An 18,496-nucleotide genomic window follows, 5' to 3' on the forward strand; every position below is an offset into this window, starting at 1 on the left:
AAGCCATGGGTGTCGAACCGAGTCCGGTGCGGGCGTCGGACGCCGACCGGGAGGCGGTGGTCGCGCGGCTGACGGCGGCCGTGGGCGAGGGCACGCTCACGCTGGCCGAGGTCGAGGAGCGGCAGGTGACCGCCTACGCCGCCCGGTTCCGCCACGAACTGCCGCCGCTGACCGCGGACCTGCCCGCCCCGCCCGCGCCGGTCGCCCGCCGGGAGCGGGCCCCGGTGCGGGCGTTCGTGCCCGCCGCGGCGCTGCTGCTGGTGGTGCTGTGGATCATCTCCCCGGTCCCGTTCTTCTGGCCGGTGTTCCCGCTGGCGTTCATCGCGGTGCGGGTGTCCGCAGCGAGCCGACACCGGAGATGGCGCACGGGCACCTAGGGTTCGGGGCATGGACCTGACCGAGGTGTGCTTCGCCGGGGCGGCGCGCCAAGCCGAACTGCTGCGTTCGGGCGAGCTGACCTCCCGCGAGCTCGTCGCCGAGTGCCTGCGCCGCATCCACCGGCACGACCGGGAGGTCAACGCGTTCCGGGCGGTGTTCGACACCGCCGCGCTCGCCGAGGCCGACGCCGCCGACGCGCGCCGCGCCGCGGGCGGGGACGCGGCGCTGCTGGGGGTGCCGATCGCGGTCAAGGAGGAGTTCGCCATCGCCGGGGTCCCCACCACGAAGGGCACCGACGCCGTCGACACCCCCGCCGCGCGCGACAGCGAGGTCGTGGCCCGGCTGCGCGCGGCGGGCGCGGTGATCGTGGGCAGCACCCGCATGCCGGAACTGGGGTTGTGGCCGTACACGGAGAGCTCGTGGGCCGGGGTGACCCGCAACCCGTGGTCGCACGACCACTCCCCCGGCGGCTCCAGCGGCGGGTCGGCCGCCGCGGTGGCGGCCGGGTTCGTCGGCGGCGCCATCGCCTCTGACGGCGCCGGGTCCATCCGCATCCCGGCCGCGTGCACGGGCCTCTACGGCCTCAAACCGCAACGCGGCCGCGTCTCGCTCGCCCCGGAGGACCAGGTGTGGACGGGTCTGGTCGCCGCGGGCCCGATCACCCGGCACGTGCGCGACTGGGCGTTGATCGCCGACCAGATCAGCGACTCCAACGGCCCCGCCCACCCGCCGCGCAGCAGCTTCACCGCCGCGGCCGCCGCCGATCCCGGCAGGCTGCGGATCGCGGTGTCGCTGCGCCCCTGGGGGCCGGGCATCCCCCTGACCCAGGAGGTCCGCGACGTCGTCCTGGACACCGCCAGCCTGCTCGGCGACCTCGGCCACGACGTGGTGCGGATGGACCCGGAGTTCAACGACGTCGCCGGGTCGACCGCGTTCGCCGCCCGCTACCTGCACTGCGCCGCGATCAGCCGCGCCGGCGTGGAACACCCCTCGCGCCTGGACCACCGCACCCGGCAGGTCGCCGCGCTCGGCCGCAGGCTCCCGGCGGGGCTGGTGCGCAAGGTCATCGACCAGGGCGAACGGCTCACCACCCACGCCAACCGGATCTTCACCGGCTGCGACCTGCTCCTGACCCCGGCGCTGACCCGCCCGCCGCTGCGGATCGGCGAGTGGTCGCGCTGGTCCACCATCCGCGCGCTGCTCGCGGCCTCGCGGATGACGACGTTCCTGCCGCTGTGGAACATCACCGGCAACCCGGCCGCCGCCGTCCCCGCGGGCCACACCCGCGACGGGCTGCCGCTGGCCGTGCAGCTCGTCGGCCGCCCCCACGACGAGTGCACCGTGCTGTCGGTGTCGGGCCAACTGGAACGCGCCCGCCCGTGGGCCGACCGCAGACCACCCGCGTTCGCCTGACACCCGGTCGCCGCCGGCCGAGCAAACCCGGCACGTGATCGATCAAGTTGCTTCTCGCCACACCACGACCGAGTGCCGTTGACGAGCAACGCGTGATCCTCGGGCGCGTCCTGGGTAACAGGGGGGAAGAACCCAGAGGGAGGGTCCAGGATGCGCACACTGATCACCACCGCCGTCACAGCCTGTGCCGGGGTCGCGCTGCTCGCCGCGTGCGGCTCCGCACCGGAGTCCTCGGCGGGGGCCCCGACGCCGTCCAACGCCGCCATCACCCCGTCGACCGGCGCGAGCACACCCGCTGCCACCGGCACGAGCACCAGCGGCACGGCACCGAGCACCCAGGGCGCGGAGAAGGACGCCGGCGCGTGCACGTCGGCCGAACTCGCCGTGACCCTCGGCCCCAGCCAGGGCCAGAACGGCATGCAGAAGGCCGACACCACGTTCACGCTCACCAACAAGGGCACCCGCTCCTGCACGCTCGACGGGTTCCCCGGCGTGTCGTTCGTGACCGGCGACAACGGCACCCAGGTCGGCGAGCCCGCGCGCCGCAACGAAGCGCCCACCCAGCTCGTGACGCTCGCACCCGGCGCGGGCGCCGCCACGTTCCTGCTGGTCACCAACGCCGGCGCCTACTCCGAGGCCGAGTGCGCGCCGGTCGACGTCCGCGGCCTGCGGATCTACCCGCCCGGCGAGACCGCCGCGCTGTTCCTGGAGGACGCGACCCGCACGTGCAGCACCGCGCCGCAGGGCAGCAGCCTGCTCACGGTGGGACCGGTCGGCGTCCTGCCGTAACCCCGGCCGTGGCGAGAGGGGTCTGCCGGAGCGATCCGACGGGCCCCTCGCCGCGGTCAGCGGACCGGGTCGGTCGCCCGCCGCAACTCCGCCGCCTCCGCGGGCCTGCCGAGCCGCACGTACTCCGCGGCCCCCAGGTCCACCAGCCGCGCCGCCGCGCCCCGCCCACCGGTCGCGGCCAGACCGCGGTGCACCCACTCGATCGCGTCCTCCGACCGACCCGCCTCCTGCAGGACGGTCGCGACCTGGAGGTAGTGCCACCCCGACGACAGGTCCTTCTCCAGCACCAGCACCTGGAGGTCCACGTCCTGGGTGAACTCGGCCAACTCCTCCATGATCCGCAGCAGCGCCCACCGCGCCCGGTCGTACCGGCCGGTCTCGCCGAACCCGATCACCGGCAACGCGCCGAACTTCGCCACCGCCCGCTCCCGGTACAGACCCAGCCCGCGCTCACCCAGCGCCCCGGCGTACACCGCCAGCCGCACCTCCGGAGCCTCCGGGAAGTCCAACTGCAACCACAACAACCACGCCACCAGCGCGTCCGGGTCCGGCGGCCACGCCGCGCACGCCACCGCGTGCGTACCCAACGCCCCGTCGGCGAGGCTCGCGTGCGCGGGCGTGGACAACACCTCCACCACCCGAGCCGCCGCACCCACGTGCTCGGCCGTCGGGCACGCGCGGACCTCCCGGTCGAAGTCGGCGACCGCCGACACCACGTCGTCCCACCGGGAGGGAGCGGTCAGTGCGGACACGACCGCGGCCGGGAGGGAATCCATCCGGCCATTCTCCCAAACCCCACCGGGCCGAGCCCCGTGGGCAAGACCACACGGGGCCGCGCCACACCGGTGCTAAGGCGACCCCACGACACCGGCGCGCCCGCTCACTCCTGCGGCTGCTGCAACGACCGCGGCGTCGTCGGCGCCCGCTCGCCACCGATCTCCGCCCGCGGCTCCGACCCCGCCACCGCCGCCGACCGGCTCGTGCTCAACGGACCCGGCACCTCCTGACGCGCCACCGCCTCCGCCGCCCGCACTGCCTCCAGCACGTGCGGGTCCGGCGCCGTGTCGAACCACGCCGCGATCGACTCGTCGTTTTCCTCCGGCTTCGCCGACGGCGCCTCGTCGGCGGGCGGCTCGTACCGGAACACCCCGTCGTCGCCCTGCTTGCCCAACGTCCGCGCGAACCCCTCCAGCGCCTTGCCGAAGTCCGACGGGATCATCCACACCTTGTTCGCGTCGCCCTGCGCCATCTGCGGCAGCGTCTGCAAGTACTGGTAGGCCAACACCTCCGGCGTCGGCTTCCCGGCCTTGATCGCGGCGAACACCTTCTCGATCGCCTTCGCCTGGCCCTGCGCCTGCAGGTACCGCGCCGCGCGCTCACCCTGCGCCCGCAGGATCGCCGACTGCCGCTCCGCCTCCGCGTTGAGGATCGCCGCCTGCTTGCCACCCTCCGCCGACAGGATCGCCGCCTGCTTCTGCCCCTCCGCGGACTTGATCGCCGCTTCCCGCTGCCCCTCGGCGGTGAGGATCATGGCGCGCTTCTCCCGGTCCGCGCGCATCTGCTTCTCCATCGAGTCCTGGATGGACGGCGGCGGGTCGATCGCCTTCAACTCCACCCGCGCCACCCGGATCCCCCACCGACCGGTCGCCTCGTCCAGCACACCCCGCAACTGGTTGTTGATCGAGTCACGCGACGTGAGCGTCTCCTCCAGGCTCATGCCACCGACCACGTTGCGCAGCGTCGTCGTCGCCAACTGCTCCACACCGACGATGTAGTTGGAGATCTCGTAGACCGCGGCGCGCGGCTCGGTCACCTGGAAGTAGACGACGGTGTCGATGGACACCGTCAGGTTGTCCTGGGTGATCACCGGCTGCGGCGGGAACGACACGACCTGCTCGCGCAGGTCGATCCGGGCGCGCACCCGGTCGATGAACGGCACCAGGATGTTCAGGCCCGGCGCCGCGGTGTTGCGGTAGCGGCCGAGTCGCTCGATGACCGCCGCGGTCGCCTGGGGGATCACCAGGACGGACTTCACGGCGACGATCAGCACGAACAGCACGACGACGGCGATGACGATTAGCGTGGTCAACTCTCCAGCCTCCACTCAGGACTCGGCGAGTACCACAGCGGTCGCGCCCGAGATCTCGAAAACCGTGACTTCCGTGCCCGGTTCCAGCACGCGGTGGTCCAGCGACCGCGCGGACCAGATCTCCCCGTGCAGCTTCACCCGACCACCATGACCGTCGACCCGGTCCACCACGACGGCCCGGATGCCGATCAACGCCTCCACGTTGCTCTTGAGGCCCTGCCCGATCTCCAACCGCCTCTTGAGCATCGGCCGGGCACCGACGATCAAACCGATCGACGCGACGGCGAACACCACGACACTGATCACCGCACCCGCGCCCAACGCCGCCGCTCCCGCTCCGCCGAGGGCCGCGAGACCCAGCATGAGCAGCACGAAGTCGCCCGAGAGTACTTCGGCGCCGACCAGCAGAACACCGATGATCAGCCAGATGAGGGCGGCCATGGCCACATGCTTACACCAAAGAGCGAATGGTGACGGTGATGTCGACGGCGATTCACCGTCCCGCAGCAGCGCGGATCACCCCGTCGTGCCACCGACCGGACTCACCCCTCCTCGGAGGTCACGAAGTCGATCAGCCTCTCCACCGCGCCGATCAGCGGCGTCTCCAGGTCCCGGAACCCCTTCACCCCGGCGAGCACCCGCGCCCACCCCTCGTAGGACTCGCCCCACCCCAGCGCCGCGCACACCCCCTCCTTCCACGGCACCCCCCTCGGCACCACCGGCCACGCCGCGATCCCCACCGACGACGGCTTCACCGCCTGCCACACGTCCACGTACGGATGCCCGGTGACCAGCACGTTCCGATCCCGCACCGCCGACACCAGCCGGGTCTCCTTGCTGCCGGGCACCAGGTGGTCCACCAGCACCCCCAACCGCCGGTGCGGGGCGGTCCCGAACTCCGCGATCCGCTCCGACAGCACGTCCACGCCGTCCAACGGCTCCACCACCACCCCCTCCACCCGCAGGTCGTGCCCCCACACCCGCTCCACCAGCTCCGCGTCGTGCACACCCTCGACCCAGATCCGGCTGTCACGGGCGGTCCGCGCCCGCAGCCCCTCGACCCTCACCGACCCCGACGCCGACCGCACCGGCGCCTTCGCCGTCGTGGGCGGCAGCGGCCTGGTCAACGTCACCGGCTTCCCGTCGACGAGGAACCCCGCCGGGCGCAGCGCGAACAGCTTCTCCCGCCCGTGCCGGTCCTCCAGCACCACGTTCCCGTACTCGAACCGCACCACCGCCCCGCAGAACCCCGTCACGGGATCCTCCACCACCAGACCCGGATCGGCGGTCAGCTCGGGAACGGTCTTCCGCCTGCGGTTGGCCAGCACGTCACGGCCGTAGTCCTCGGAGCGCACGGCCGACGACGCTAGCGCTCACCCGGATGGATGACGCGTTGCCACGCCGGGGAGAACACCGACAGCACCCGGCACCACGCCAACACCCGCTCCGGGTCCACCGCCCCCGCCAACTCCCCCACCCGCGCCCGCGGATCACCCCCGTCGAACGCGAAGTCCACCGCGTCGAACGCCGCATCCCCGACGCACGACCGCGGATCGATCACCACCAACCCGCGCGGCCCCGCGTCCAGCACGTTCTCCGCGTGCAGATCACCGTGCAGCAACACCGACGGCACCGGGTCCTCCGCCAACGCCAACGCCGCGGCGTGCGCCCGGTCGTAGTAGCCGGGACGACGCCGCCGCAACAACGCGAACATCAGGTCCACCCGCTCCGCCAACGGCCGGAACCCCTCCGGCGCGGGCCGGTGCAACCCCGCCAACAACTCCACCACCCGCTCACCGCTCACCCCGCGCGCCGCCGTCCCCGGCACCAGCCCCTCCAGCAGCAGCGCCCCCTCCGCGAGGTCCGCCTCCACCACCCGCACCACCACCGGCGACCCCGCCCACGCCGTCAACGCCGCCAACTCCTCGGCCACCAACTCCCGCTCAGGCACCAGCTTCAACACCACCGGCACCCCACCCCGCCGATGGCAGTACAGGGTGTGCGAGGTGTTCCCACCCAACGGCCGCACCACCGTCAACCCCCACCGACGGCACACCCGCTCCACCCGCGCGGGCAGCTCGTCCACCCACGCCAGGACACCCGCGCCGAACCTCGACACCAACCGGTCCGTGCTCAGCGGACCACCCTCACCCCGAACACCGCCGTCCGCCACCACGACAGCGGGACCACCCACGCCCCCGACAGGTCTCCGAGGCCGATCACGTCGCGCCACCCCAAACCCCCCAGCGATCCCGACACCACCCCACCCAGGATGGCACCCGGCTCACTCCAACCGGAGGATGTACTCCTCGACCTCTTCGCCACGCCCCTCGGCGAACCCCTGATCCTCACCGACCACCACGAACCCGCACTTCTCCAACACCCGCAACGACCCGAAGTTGTCCTTCACCGCCCGCGCGTACAACGGCCGCGTCAACACCTCGTCGAGGAACAACCGCAACGCCGCCGACGCCAACCCCATCCCCCAGTAGCGCGGGTCGATCCAGTACGACACCTCCGGCGCCCCGAACTCCACGAACGCCAGCACGTGCCCCACCACGTACCCGTTGAACAGCACCGTCCGCGCCACACTCGTGTCGTCGGTCAGGATCCGCGTCCACTTCAGCAGGAACGCCACCCTGTCCGTGGGGTCCTCGGCGGTGAACGCGGCCATCCAGGTCGACTCGGGGTCACGTTGGTGCTCGAAGAACGCGAGTACATCCGACTCGGTCACCTCGCGCAGCTCGACGACGTCGTTCACGGCGCAAGTAGACCGCGAAAAGGGGCGTCAAAGCCACCGGTGATCCGACACGACCACGTAAACGCCACGTAAGCCACTCCAGCCACACGAGCCGACAGGAAGACGGTTTCCGCAGGTCGACACGCCGTAACCACAGGTCGCGCCGACACCACCGCGGAAGTGGACCAGACCTCACACGGCCGGCCGAAGATCAAACGATCGAACGCGGCAGTCGCGCGTGGACGGACACCCACCACCACCGACCACCACGAAAACGGACGAACCGGCCACCACGGACCGGACAGGCTCAGAACGCGGGCCACGGAATCGACGGCCAATCCGACGACGGCGCCGGGTACACACCCGCCACGATCAACTTCTCCGTGCGCTCCACCAGAGCCCGCACCTCACCACGCGTCAAGTGCTCGTGCAAACCCTCACCCACCGACCCGTCCAGAGCCGACCTCAACCGCCGCAACCCCTCCACCGCCGCCCCCGGCAACGGCTCCCCGGACCAGCCCCACAGGACCGTCCGCAACTTGTCCTCCACGTGCAAGCAGATCCCGTGATCCACCCCGAACACCGACCCGTCCACCGCGTGCAACACATGACCACCCTTGCGGTCCGCGTTGTTCACCACCACGTCGAACGCCGACATCAACGCCACCCGCTCATGATCCGAGTGCACCAACACCGCCGGATCCCCGAAACGATCATGAGCGTGCAACACCGCCCGCCACCCCGACGGCACATCCCCCTCCGCCACGATGTCCACCAGGTCCTGCTCCGCGGTCTCCACCCACAACTGCACCATGCCACTGCCGAACGGACCCGCCCGCAACACCGTCGGCGGCACCACACCCAACCCCGACGCCTCCGAGATCAGATAAGCCGACACCTCACGACCCGCGAGCGTCCCATCCGGGAAATCCCACAACGGCCGCTCACCCCGCACCGGCTTGTACACGCACTTCGCCGACACACCGTCCAACGAGATCCCGCAGAACAACGTCGCGTTCGACGCGTCCACCAACCGACCCTCGACCTCGATCCGACCCCGGACCAACAGGTCCAACACCCCGTCGTCACCCGGCAACACGACGGCGCTCAGCTCTCCTCGGTACGCCGGTAGCCGTTCTGCCGCGGACACACGTGCCCGTCCGGGTCCAACGGCTCCGAACACAACGGACAAGGCTTCCGCCCCGCGTTCACCACCCGATCAGCCCGCTCCGCGAACGCCCGCGCCTCCGACGGCGACAAGAACACCCGAACCGCGTCCGGGCCCTCCTCCGTGTCATCCAGCACCACGGCCTCGTCGACCTCGTCCTCGGTGATCGCCAACAACTCGATGACGACCGCACTGGACTCCGCGTCCCAGCCCAACCCCATCGTCCCGACCTTGAACTCCTCCTCCACCGGCGCCGTCAGCGGTTCGGTGTCCCGAAGATCCGGCGGAGTGTCCTCGGGGACGTCCGCGCCGAACCGGCGGTGCACCTCCTCCAACAACGACGAGATGCGCTCGGCGAGGACCGAGACCTGTTGCTTCTCCAGCGCGACGCTCACCATGCGGGCATCCTCGGAAGCCTGCAAGTAGAACATGCGGTCGCCTGGCTGCCCGACTGTGCCGGCGACGAACCGGTCGGGCTGACGGAATACGTGAATGACGCGTGCCATGACATCCCAACCCTAAGCCACACCGACACCACGGGCGCGCCTGACCCGCCGATGTCGTTATCGCTGCGAACGGCCTTCCGCGTATAGGGTCCCAGCCGTGGCGAAGATCGCAGCGTGCGGAACCTGGACGTCCCCCATCAGCTCAGCCCACGTCGCACGAGCAGGCGGCGGCCTCCAATGGGTCGACACCCACCGCGACCAGGTCTGGTGGGCCACCAACCGCCCCACCGAAGGCGGCCGAACAGGCCTCCACCGCGACGGCGTCGACCTCCTCCCCGCACCCTGGAACCTCCGCAACCGCGTCCACGAATACGGCGGCCGCCCCTTCGTCGTCCTCACCACCCCCGACGGCGACCGCGTCGCCTTCACCCACTGGGACGACCAACGCGTCTACCTCTTCGACCCCGACAACCCCGACCCCCAACCACTCACCCCCGAACCCGAACGCCACCACGGCCTCCGCTACTCCGACCTCACCGCCGGACCCGACGACACCGAAGTCTGGGCCGTCCGCGAAACCATCACCGGCGACACCCCCACCGACGTCCACCGCGACCTCGTCGCCATCCCCCTCGACGGCACCCCCGTCCGCACCCTCACCGCCAGCCACCACTTCATGACCGGCCCCCGCCTCAGCCCCGACGGCCGCCACTACGCCTGGATCGGCTGGAACCACCCCGCCATGCCCTGGGACGGCACCGAACTCTGCCTCGCCCCCACCGGCACCAGCGACCACGTCGTACTCGCGGGCGGCCCCCACGAAGCCGTCTGCCAAATCGAATGGGACACCGACAACTCCCTCCTCGCCCTCACCGACCCCGACGGCTGGTGGAACCTCCACCGCATCGGCATCGACGGCACCCGCAAGAACCTCGCCCCCATCACCGACGAACTCGGCGGCCCCATGTGGCGCCTGGGCCACCGCTACTTCGCCACCATCAACCCCGGCCGCTACGCCGTCCTCCGCGGCACCCACCTCGCCATCCTCGACGAACGCACCGGCACCATCACCGACGTCGACACCGACCTCCCCGTCTGGACCTCCCAGCTCAACGTCCACAACGGCGTCGTCCACAACGGCGCCTCCGGCCCCCACGACGAAACCACCCTCGTCTCCCTCGACCTCTCCAACGGCACCCTCACCCACCTCACGACCAACAACCACACCATCGACCCCGCCTACCTCCCCACCCCCCACGAACGCCACTTCACCACCACCGACGGCCACCACATCCCCGCCTACGTCTACCCACCCCACAACCCCGACCACACCATCCCCGACGACGAGAAACCCCCCTACGTCATCCACGTCCACGGCGGCCCCACCAGCCGAGCCGTCCCCGACCTCGACCTCGCCTTCGCCTACCTCACCAGCCGCGGCATCGGCGTCGTCTCCGTCAACTACGGCGGATCCACCGGCTACGGCCGCGCCTTCCGCGAACGCCTCCGCGAACAATGGGGCGTCGTCGACGTCAACGACTGCGCCACCGTCGCCCGAGCACTCGCCGACGAAGGCACCGCCGACCCCACGCGCCTCGCCATCCGCGGCGGCAGCGCCGGAGGCTGGACCGCAGCCGCCTCCATGACCACCGTGACCACCTACCGGTGCGCCATGATCGCCTTCCCCATCCTCGACCTCCAAGGCTGGACCGACCACGGCGGCGAAACCCACGACTTCGAATCCCGCTACGTCGAAGGCCTCGTCGGCCAACTCCCCCACGCCACCCAGCGCTACACCGACCGCTCACCCGCCAACCACGTCGACCGCCTCGCCGGACCCGTCCTCCTCCTCCAAGGCCTCGAAGACGAGATCTGCCCACCCGCACAAGCCGACCGCTTCACCGCCGCACTCGACGGCACCGGCATCCCCCACGCCTACCTCACCTTCGAAGGCGAACAACACGGCTTCCGCAAAGCCGAGACCATCACCGCCGCCACCGAAGCCGAACTCTCCTTCTACGGCCAGGTCTTCGGCTTCACACCCCCCGACACCCCCGTCCTGGACCTCCGCACGTGACCCACCCCCGACACCGCCCACCACCACTCCAACCAGGCGACCGGGTCACCGTCATCGCCCCAGCAGCCCCCGTCCACCCAGGACTCCTCACCGCCGGAACCGCGATCCTCCGCACCTGGGGACTCGACGTCCACACCGCACCCCACGTCCACGACGTCCACCCCACCCTCCCCTACCTCGCCGGACACGACACCCACCGCGCCCAAGACCTCACCGACGCCTGGCACGACCCCGACGTCAAAGCCGTCATCACCGCCCGCGGCGGCTACGGCAGCCAACGCCTCCTCGACCACGTCGACTGGACCTCACTCCACCAGACCAAGCACTTCACCGGATCCAGCGACACCACCGCACTCCACTCCGCCCTCACCACCCAAGGCATCCCCACCCACTTCGCCCCCATGATCGCCACCACCGCCTTCGTCCACGACACCCAAACCCAGGAAAACCTCCGCCGCAGCCTCTTCGACCCACCCACCGTCCTCACCGGACCCCACACCACCACCCTCACCCCCGGCACCGCACGCGGCACCACCACCGGCGGCACCCTCACCCTCATCGACCCCACCACACCACGCGGCGGCATCGTCCTGCTCGAAGACATCGACGAGGACACCTACCGCCTCGACCGCATGCTCACCGCACTCCTCCGCACCGGCTGGTTCGACACCACCACCGGCATCGCACTCGGCTCCTGGCACCACTGCGGCCCCACCGAACACGTCCTCCACGACCGCCTCACCCCACTCGGCATCCCCGTCCTCGCCGACCTCGGCTTCGGCCACTGCCCCGGCCAACTCACCATCCCACTCGGCGTCGAAGTCGAACTCGACGCCGACCGGGGCACCCTCACCGTCCTGGAAACCCCCGCACCAGCCGTGCCACAGTCGTCCCCATGACACCGCAGCGGTTCCGCGCCACCATCACCACCGACCCCCGGAACCGCGCGACCATCACCGCGCCGTTCGACCCCGACCAGGTGTGGGGCCCCAAGGCCAACCACCCCGTCGGCGGCACCATCGACGGCAAGCACGTCCGCGGACGCCTGACACCCACCGACGACGGATGGGTCCTGACCGTGACACCGCTGTGGCTCCGCGACACCGGCGTCACGACCGGCGACACCGTCACCGTCGAACTCGCCCCGGAAGGCCCGCAACGCGCCGATCTCGCCGACGACCTGGCCGAGGCGCTCGCCGCCAACCCCGCCGCGGCCGCGTTCTACGACACGCTGGCCCAGTTCTACCGCAAGGCCTACCTCCGCTGGATCGACGCGACCACCCGCAGGCCCGACCTCCGCGCTACCCGCATCGCCGAGGTCACCGCACTGCTCGCGGCAGGCGTCAAGCAGCGCCCGGCGCCCGACTAGCCCGAGACCCTGAACCGCTCGCGCTAGGGCAGTCCGCAGGCCGGTTTTCCCTTGTCCGCTGGTGCGTAACGATGATTGGTGGGATTAGTTTCAGTCAACACTGAAGCTATTGAGATTACTGCACAACCACGCGACCGTCCGGATCCACTCGCAGACGTCCCGCGCGCACCCCCACCGCCAGTGCGGCGTCCAACCGCTCCGCGGCACTCGCCGTGACCCGCTTACCACCGAAAACGGCCAGCACCTCGCGCCGCAGCTCCCCCACCGGCATCCCCGCCGCTCCCCTGGCGACCGCGACCAGCGCGTTGACCACTTCCCGCACCGGCACGTGCTCGAACGACCGCTCCACCCCCTCCGGGGTGCGCCGGTAGCCGCTCCACTCCCCCGGCCTCACCCCCACCGGCCACACGACGTCGTCCTCCACCAGCAGCCGCACCTGGGCCAGGATGGCCGTCCTGCGGGCCTCCACGACCCGGCTCAGCCCGAACGCCCCCGCGACCAGCCTGACCAGCCGGTCCACGTGCACCGGCCCCTCCGCGGCGACCACCTCCGCCACCACGGACGCCACCCGCTCCCCCGTGCCGGGCAGCCCGTCCAGCACCTCGACCGCCCCCACCGACCGGACGGGCCACGGCGCGTACGCGGGCACCACGACCGGGCCCGTGACACCGACACCGACGGACACCGGGACGGTCGCCGGGACGGTCGCCGGGACCGGCGGTTCGCGCACCGGCTCCGGCCGCACCGCGCCACCCGCCCGCACGACGGCCGCCAGCCGCTCGACCACGCCCGCCGGGTCGGCCAGCCAGTCCGGCAGCCACACCCGGCACACCGCGGGCCAGCCGAGCAACCCCTCCAACACCTCCACGGGCAGCCCGTCGCGGTCGCGCACGGTGAGCCGAGACGCCCACCCCGGCCCGTCCAGCAGCACCGCCGCGACCGGCACGTCGGGCCGCGCCGGATCGGCCAGCACCACGTCCACCTTGAACTCCGACATCCCCACGTCCATGGTCACGGCCAGCCCGGCCGCCCGCAGCGCGTCGGCGACCGAGTCGCGGTGCCGGTCCACCACGGCCCGCCACCGCGACCCCGACGGCAACGCCCCGCCCCCGGCCATGTCCAGGTAGGTCCGCAGGTGCCGGACCCCGACCGACGACGTCTCCTCCGCCCTCAACTGCTCCGGGTCGAAGCTGGAGAACACGACCACCTGACGTCGAGCGCGCGTCACGGCCACGTTGAGCCTGCGCTCACCGCCGGTGCGGTTGAGCGGCCCGAAGTTCAGCGGCAGCACACCGCGCTCGGTGACGCTGAACGCCGTCGAGAACAGGATCACGTCGCGCTCGTCGCCCTGGACGTTCTCCAGGTTCTTCACGAACAGGCCCTCGGCGTCGTCGTCCAGCGCCTCCACGATCCGCGGGTCGTCGGCGTCGCGCAGCAGCCCTTCCACACAGGCGCGCTGCTGCTGGTTGAACGTGACGATCCCCAACGACGGCACGACGTCGGGGGAGGCGGCGAACCGGCGGCGGACCTCGTCCACCACGGCCCGCGCCTCGACCGGGTTGGTGCGCAGCAGACCAGCGGCACCGGACCGGTGGAACGTCCCGTCCACCCGCACCAGCGACACACCGCGGTCCGGACCCGACGCGGCGGGCGCGGGGAACGACGCCAGCGCGCCGTCGTAGTAGTGGTGGTTGCTGAACGCGATCAGCGACTCGTCCTGGCTGCGGTAGTGCCACGTCAGCCGCTGCCGCTCCACCCGCGCCTGCACGCACTCGCCCAGGATCGACTCCTCGTCCTCGACCACGTCCCCGAGCTCGTCGGGCTCGGCCGTGCCGAACGCGCTCTCCGCGAACGACGTGGGCGGCATCTGCTTGCTGTCCCCAACCACCACGACCGACCGCGCCCGCCCCATCGCCCCGACCGCGTCGGCCACCCGGACCTGCGACGCCTCGTCGAACACCACGATGTCGAACAACCCGGCCGTGGCCGGGAAGAACCGCGCCACCGAGTCCGGGCTGACCAGCACGCACGGCAGGGCACCCGTGACCAGGTCACCGAACTCCGTCATCAGCTCCCGCACCCGCAGCCCGCCGCGCTGCCTGCCGAGCTGCCGCCGCAGCAGGCCGACCCGACCACCGGTCGCGTCCGGGTCGAACGACCGCGACCGCACCACCTGGGCCGGAACCGCCGTCCTCAGGTGCTCCCGCACCATCCCCGACACCCCGACGAACCGGCTGATCGCCCGGTCCTGCGCGGCCTGGTCGAACGACGCCAGCCCCGTCGCGCGCCTCCGCTCCCCCACCGACGCCTCCGCCAGCCCCAGCTCGAACGCGCGCGACGCGTCGTCCGGGCTCAGCCCGCCCCGCAGCAGCAACGCCCTGGCGTCGTCCAGGTGCTCGTCGCGCAGCGGCTCCACGTGGGCGAGCAGCGCCACCCACCGCCGCAGCGACCCGTCGTCACCGATCTGCCGCTCCCCCGCGCTCGCCGCCCACGTGGCGACCAGACCCGCCTCCCCGGCCCAGGCCGCGATCGGCTCGGCCCCCACGCCGCAGGCCTTGGCGAACTCCGCGACCCTCGCCGCCGCCGCGGCGACCGGCACCGGGTCCAGCACGGCGGACGACTCCAGGAAGGCCCTCAGCGGCCCCGCGAACCGCGCCCGCGCCCGCTCGGCCGGGTCGACCACGGAACCGGCCCACCGCAGCCACTCCACCCGGCGCACCACCACCTCCCGGCCGGCGGGCGCGAACGGGCTCCACCCCGGCGGCAGCACCAGACCGGGCACCTGCCGGACGGCCGCCGCCAGCCGGTCGACGCCGTCGCGCAGCGCCACCAGCTCACCGGTCAGCTCGACCACCTGCTTCGGCTTCACCCGCGCACCGGGCCGCAGCACCCCCGCCAGCCGCTCGCCCACGGCCGCCAACCGCCCGCGCCGCCCCCAGAACCCCGACCCCGCCGCCGCACGGGCCGCCGCGTGCAGCTCACCCACCGGCAGGTCCAGCGCCGCGGGCGTGACCACGTCCAGACCGGGGTGGTCCAGCACCGCGAACTCCGCCACCCGCCGCCGCACCCCGTCCACCGCCGCGGCCCACCGCTCGGTCCGCGTCTCGTCCAGCACCGCGAGCGGCACCCGCTCCCCGACCAGCGCCGCCAGCACCCGCAGGTCCTCCGACTCCCGCACCGCCGCCAACACCGCCAGGCGCGGCAACGCCCGCAGCGCCATGTCCAGCCGACTGGCCGCCACCAGCACGTCCGGCACGACCACCGACCGGTCGTCCACGAACGCCCACGGGTGGTCCGGACCGGGCCGCGCCGGGTACGCCACGTCCGGCAGCTCGCCGAACAGCTTCCGCAGCCGCCGCACGGCGTCCGGCGACGCCGTGCTCAGGAACGCGGTCGACACGGGCATCGCGGGCACGTCCGCACCGACCGCCAGGGCCGCGTCCCGCGCCGAGTACAGCGACAACCCGACCGGGTTCCGGTCGTGCAACTGGTAGGCGTACCTGGTCAGCGCCCGCCGCGCGGACCTCAGCTCGTCCAACCGCGCCGACAGCCCCTGCTGGTCCGGCACGACCACGTGCTCCAGCGCCCGCGCCACCTGCGCCCGCACCGCCACCGGCGAACTGGCCCTGTCGTGCAGGTCCAACGTCAACGGCCCCATGCCGACCTCGTCCAACCGCCGCCGCACCACGTCCAGCGCCGCCCGCTTCTCGGCGACGAACAGCACCCGTTTCCCCTCGGCCACCGCCCGCACCAGCAGGTTCGTGATCGTCTGCGACTTCCCCGTGCCCGGCGGCCCCTCCAGCACGAACGTCCGCCCCGCCACGGCCTCCGCGACCGCCCTGAGCTGCGAGGCGTCCGCGGGCACCGGGCACCGCTCGGCCAACTCCTCCAGGTCGTGCACCGCCGACGTCGTCACCGGGTCCTCGAACACCTCTGCCGGCCGGTGCACCAGGTGCGCCACCAGCGGGTTCTCCGCGAACGTCGCCCAGTTCTCGTCCAGGTCCTTCCACAGCCGGAACTTCGCGAACTGCAACACCGCCAGGTCCGCCGTTGGCTCCACCCGGTACGGCAGGCCGCGCTCCGCGATGGCCGACCGGGTCGCCTCGAACGCCGCGTCCAGGTCGATCCCCGCGTCGTCCGCCGCGGGCTCCGCCAGGCCGGGCACCTCCAGCCCGTGCACCTGCCGCAGCTTCTCCACCAGGCAGTAGTTCGGCGTCGACGCCCCAGCCTCGTCCAGCGACAGCCGGTACCGACCGCCACGACCGGACGGCGTGAGCACCACGGGCACCAGCACCAGCGGCGACCGCAGCGGCCTGCCGTCCAGCTCCCACACCAGCGACCCCAGCGCCAGGTACAGGTTGTTCGCCCCGGTCTCCTCCACGATCGTCCGCGCCTTGTGCGCCAGGCCCCGCAACCGCGACCAGTAGGCCGCCTCCGTCACCTCCGCGTACACCGACCGCCGCGACACCAGCAGCTCCGCGAGCTGCTCCGGCGGCAGCTCCCGACCCGTCCGCACACCCCGTTCCCGGTCCACCGCCGCCAGGTCGTCCGCCGCGCGCAGCACCACCGCCGCACCCTGGTGCAGCAGGTCCTCCAGCGTCCCGAGCCGCTCCCCCGGCACCGCCAGCGACAGCCCCGACCGCGCGGTGAAGTTCACCAGCCGGTTGCGCAGGCTCAGGTCCAGCAGCGCGTTCTTCCACCGCGTCACCCTCGGCGGCGCCGCCACCGCGTGCCGCGGGCCCGTGCTCGGCCGGGCGACGCTCGCCACCTCCGGCCAGAACCGCGCGGCGGGCGTGTACACGCTGACCACGACGTTCCCGCCGATGTCCCTGGTGCGCGCGGGCAGCGGCACGATCCGGTCGCGCCGCGCCTGGCGCACGTCGACCACCCCGAGCACCCGCTCCAGACCGCCGGTCAGGTACTCGTCGTACGGCGGCCGGTGGGTCTCCTCGAACGGCCGGGCCACCACCGCGAACGTCGTCTCCACCAGCCTGATCCGGTCGAGGTCGATCCGGTTGACCACGTCCGCCACGTCGGTCTGCGCGGTGCCGTCGAGCGACGACTCCTCCCGCCAGTAGCCGAGGAACGCGTGCCCCTCCACCAGCCAGAGCAGCGAGTTGACGCCCGCCTGCTCCAGCACCGCCGCCATCACCACCACCAGGTCGAGCGGGGTGGCGACCCGGTCCAGCAGCACCTCCCCCGGCGTCCGCACCTCCTGCCCGACGTCGGCCCAGCTCGCGGGCGGCTCGGCGGACCGGATCCCGCGGGCCCTCAGCACGTCGTAGACCGCCCGCACGATCTCGTCGACCCGTTCCGGCCCCGCCTGGTAGCCCTGGAGCGCCGGGCTGCCCGTGCTCGCGAGCAGCCGGTCCGCGACGTGCCCCATCAGGTCCACCACCGCCGGGTGGTTCGGCATCACGTGCGCCGCCAGCATCTCCAGGCCCAGCGAGAGCGGGCGCGCCAGCCACTGGTGCGCCGCCAGCACCCGCACCCGCGCGGACGCCTCCGCCCGCCGCACCCCACCGACCTCGACCCAGACCCGGATCGTGCCCGGCCGCTGCTCCCCGACCAGCAGCATCGCCGCCGGGTCCAGCACCAACCGCAGGTCGGTCACCACCGTCGGCCGCCCACCGGCCAGGTCCACCGTCCGGCTGTGCACCTCCGACAACGGCCCGGTCGCGTCCCCGATGTCGAACCGCAGCACCGCACCCTGGACGTCCCGCGGCACGCCGTCGACGGTGACGGCGCCGATCACCGAGATCCCGTTGTGCGCCATCGCGTAGCTGACCACCGACGCCGCTCCGAGGGTCACGGACATGGGCGGATCGTCCTCGGACTGCACGCGCGGCTCCCTGCTCGACTCGGTGCGCCGACCGACCACGCGGCCTGACGAGCCGATCGACTCGGATTCGACCGGAACGGCGTCAGCGTTACACCGTCGTCGTGGGTGTTCGGTGAGGACGGAGCGCCGGTTCGTCTCCAGCGGGTTTGTGGTCTTTGGTCGCGACCACTCCTGGATGGTTTAAT

At 72.3% G+C, this 18,496-nt stretch carries 15 protein-coding genes; 6 read left to right on the forward strand and 9 right to left on the reverse strand.

From position 1 onward, the window contains the following. The first annotated feature begins 5 nt into the window (after positions 1-5). The 3 genes from NZH93_RS26985 to NZH93_RS26995 all read left to right on the forward strand — a co-directional run bounded on the left by NZH93_RS26985 (position 6) and on the right by NZH93_RS26995 (position 2,580). The gene (locus NZH93_RS26985; protein WP_259626015.1) at positions 6-377 is read left to right on the forward strand and encodes a DUF1707 SHOCT-like domain-containing protein; all 372 of its coding nucleotides are present in this window, start codon (positions 6-8) and stop codon (positions 375-377) included. 10 nt (positions 378-387) lie between these two features. Next, positions 388-1,791 carry an amidase gene (locus tag NZH93_RS26990; RefSeq protein ID WP_259626016.1) on the forward strand — a complete coding sequence of 468 codons (1,404 nt, stop codon included), beginning with the start codon at positions 388-390 and terminating at the stop codon, positions 1,789-1,791. A gap of 150 nt (positions 1,792-1,941) precedes the next feature. Further along, on the forward strand, positions 1,942-2,580 hold the full coding sequence (locus NZH93_RS26995; protein ID WP_259626017.1) for a DUF4232 domain-containing protein: 639 nt from the start codon (positions 1,942-1,944) through the stop codon (positions 2,578-2,580). Between the two features lie 56 nt (positions 2,581-2,636). Here the strand turns inward: NZH93_RS26995 and NZH93_RS27000 are convergent, their stop codons facing one another. The 8 genes from NZH93_RS27000 to NZH93_RS27035 all read right to left on the reverse strand — a co-directional run bounded on the left by NZH93_RS27000 (position 2,637) and on the right by NZH93_RS27035 (position 9,083). Beyond that, the gene (locus NZH93_RS27000; RefSeq protein ID WP_259626018.1) at positions 2,637-3,356 is read right to left on the reverse strand and encodes a hypothetical protein; all 720 of its coding nucleotides are present in this window, start codon (positions 3,354-3,356) and stop codon (positions 2,637-2,639) included. A gap of 104 nt (positions 3,357-3,460) precedes the next feature. Then, positions 3,461-4,669, reverse strand: a complete 1,209-nt coding sequence (locus tag NZH93_RS27005) for an SPFH domain-containing protein (RefSeq protein ID WP_259626019.1) — start codon at positions 4,667-4,669, stop codon at positions 3,461-3,463. A gap of 15 nt (positions 4,670-4,684) precedes the next feature. Further along, positions 4,685-5,110: an NfeD family protein gene (locus NZH93_RS27010; protein ID WP_259626020.1), complete on the reverse strand. Its 426-nt coding sequence runs from the start codon at positions 5,108-5,110 to the stop codon at positions 4,685-4,687. Positions 5,111-5,211: 101 nt separating this feature from the next. Continuing rightward, a complete protein-coding gene (locus tag NZH93_RS27015; RefSeq protein WP_259626021.1) occupies positions 5,212-6,024 on the reverse strand; it encodes a DUF3097 domain-containing protein in 813 nt (270 codons plus the stop codon). An 11-nt stretch (positions 6,025-6,035) separates the two neighbouring features. Next, a complete protein-coding gene (locus tag NZH93_RS27020; RefSeq protein WP_308214242.1) occupies positions 6,036-6,863 on the reverse strand; it encodes an aminoglycoside phosphotransferase family protein in 828 nt (275 codons plus the stop codon). Between the two features lie 90 nt (positions 6,864-6,953). Next, on the reverse strand, positions 6,954-7,430 hold the full coding sequence (locus NZH93_RS27025; protein ID WP_259626022.1) for a GNAT family N-acetyltransferase: 477 nt from the start codon (positions 7,428-7,430) through the stop codon (positions 6,954-6,956). 286 nt (positions 7,431-7,716) lie between these two features. Then, positions 7,717-8,508, reverse strand: a complete 792-nt coding sequence (locus tag NZH93_RS27030) for an SCO1664 family protein (RefSeq protein ID WP_372506853.1) — start codon at positions 8,506-8,508, stop codon at positions 7,717-7,719. A gap of 8 nt (positions 8,509-8,516) precedes the next feature. Beyond that, positions 8,517-9,083, reverse strand: a complete 567-nt coding sequence (locus tag NZH93_RS27035) for a DUF3090 domain-containing protein (RefSeq protein ID WP_259626024.1) — start codon at positions 9,081-9,083, stop codon at positions 8,517-8,519. A 97-nt stretch (positions 9,084-9,180) separates the two neighbouring features. On the opposite strand from NZH93_RS27035, the gene NZH93_RS27040 reads away from it, so the two are divergent. Genes NZH93_RS27040 through NZH93_RS27050 form a run of 3 tightly spaced genes read left to right on the forward strand, consistent with a single transcriptional unit; the run spans position 9,181 to position 12,469 of the window. After that, entirely contained in the window at positions 9,181-11,100 is a 1,920-nt protein-coding gene (locus NZH93_RS27040) for a dipeptidyl-peptidase 5 (protein WP_259626025.1), read from the forward strand. Continuing rightward, entirely contained in the window at positions 11,097-11,999 is a 903-nt protein-coding gene (locus NZH93_RS27045; protein WP_259626026.1) for a S66 peptidase family protein, read from the forward strand. The genes NZH93_RS27040 and NZH93_RS27045 overlap by 4 nt, the downstream gene beginning before the upstream one ends. Continuing rightward, positions 11,996-12,469: a YdeI/OmpD-associated family protein gene (locus NZH93_RS27050; RefSeq protein WP_259626027.1), complete on the forward strand. Its 474-nt coding sequence runs from the start codon at positions 11,996-11,998 to the stop codon at positions 12,467-12,469. Before NZH93_RS27045 ends, NZH93_RS27050 begins: the two co-directional genes overlap by 4 nt. A 115-nt stretch (positions 12,470-12,584) precedes the next feature. On the opposite strand, the gene proA is transcribed toward NZH93_RS27050, so the two are convergent. After that, on the reverse strand, positions 12,585-18,287 hold the full coding sequence (proA, locus tag NZH93_RS27060; protein ID WP_276024221.1) for an anti-phage protein ProA: 5,703 nt from the start codon (positions 18,285-18,287) through the stop codon (positions 12,585-12,587). Positions 18,288-18,496 lie beyond the last annotated feature (209 nt).

The sequence above is a fragment of the Umezawaea endophytica genome, from assembly GCF_025061645.1.
Lineage (GTDB): Bacteria > Actinomycetota > Actinomycetes > Mycobacteriales > Pseudonocardiaceae > Umezawaea > Umezawaea endophytica.

Bases quoted from the DNA above. Each gene is read 5' to 3' on its own strand.
- NZH93_RS26985 (WP_259626015.1), top strand. From the start codon at position 6: ATGGGTGTCGAACCGAGTCCGGTGCGGGCGTCGGACGCCGACCGGGAG.
- proA (WP_276024221.1), bottom strand. From the start codon at position 18,287: ATGTCCGTGACCCTCGGAGCGGCGTCGGTGGTCAGCTACGCGATGGCG.
- NZH93_RS27050 (WP_259626027.1), top strand. From the start codon at position 11,996: ATGACACCGCAGCGGTTCCGCGCCACCATCACCACCGACCCCCGGAAC.
- NZH93_RS27010 (WP_259626020.1), bottom strand. From the start codon at position 5,110: ATGGCCGCCCTCATCTGGCTGATCATCGGTGTTCTGCTGGTCGGCGCC.
- NZH93_RS26990 (WP_259626016.1), top strand. From the start codon at position 388: ATGGACCTGACCGAGGTGTGCTTCGCCGGGGCGGCGCGCCAAGCCGAA.
- NZH93_RS27035 (WP_259626024.1), bottom strand. From the start codon at position 9,083: ATGGCACGCGTCATTCACGTATTCCGTCAGCCCGACCGGTTCGTCGCC.
- NZH93_RS27000 (WP_259626018.1), bottom strand. From the start codon at position 3,356: ATGGATTCCCTCCCGGCCGCGGTCGTGTCCGCACTGACCGCTCCCTCC.
- NZH93_RS26995 (WP_259626017.1), top strand. From the start codon at position 1,942: ATGCGCACACTGATCACCACCGCCGTCACAGCCTGTGCCGGGGTCGCG.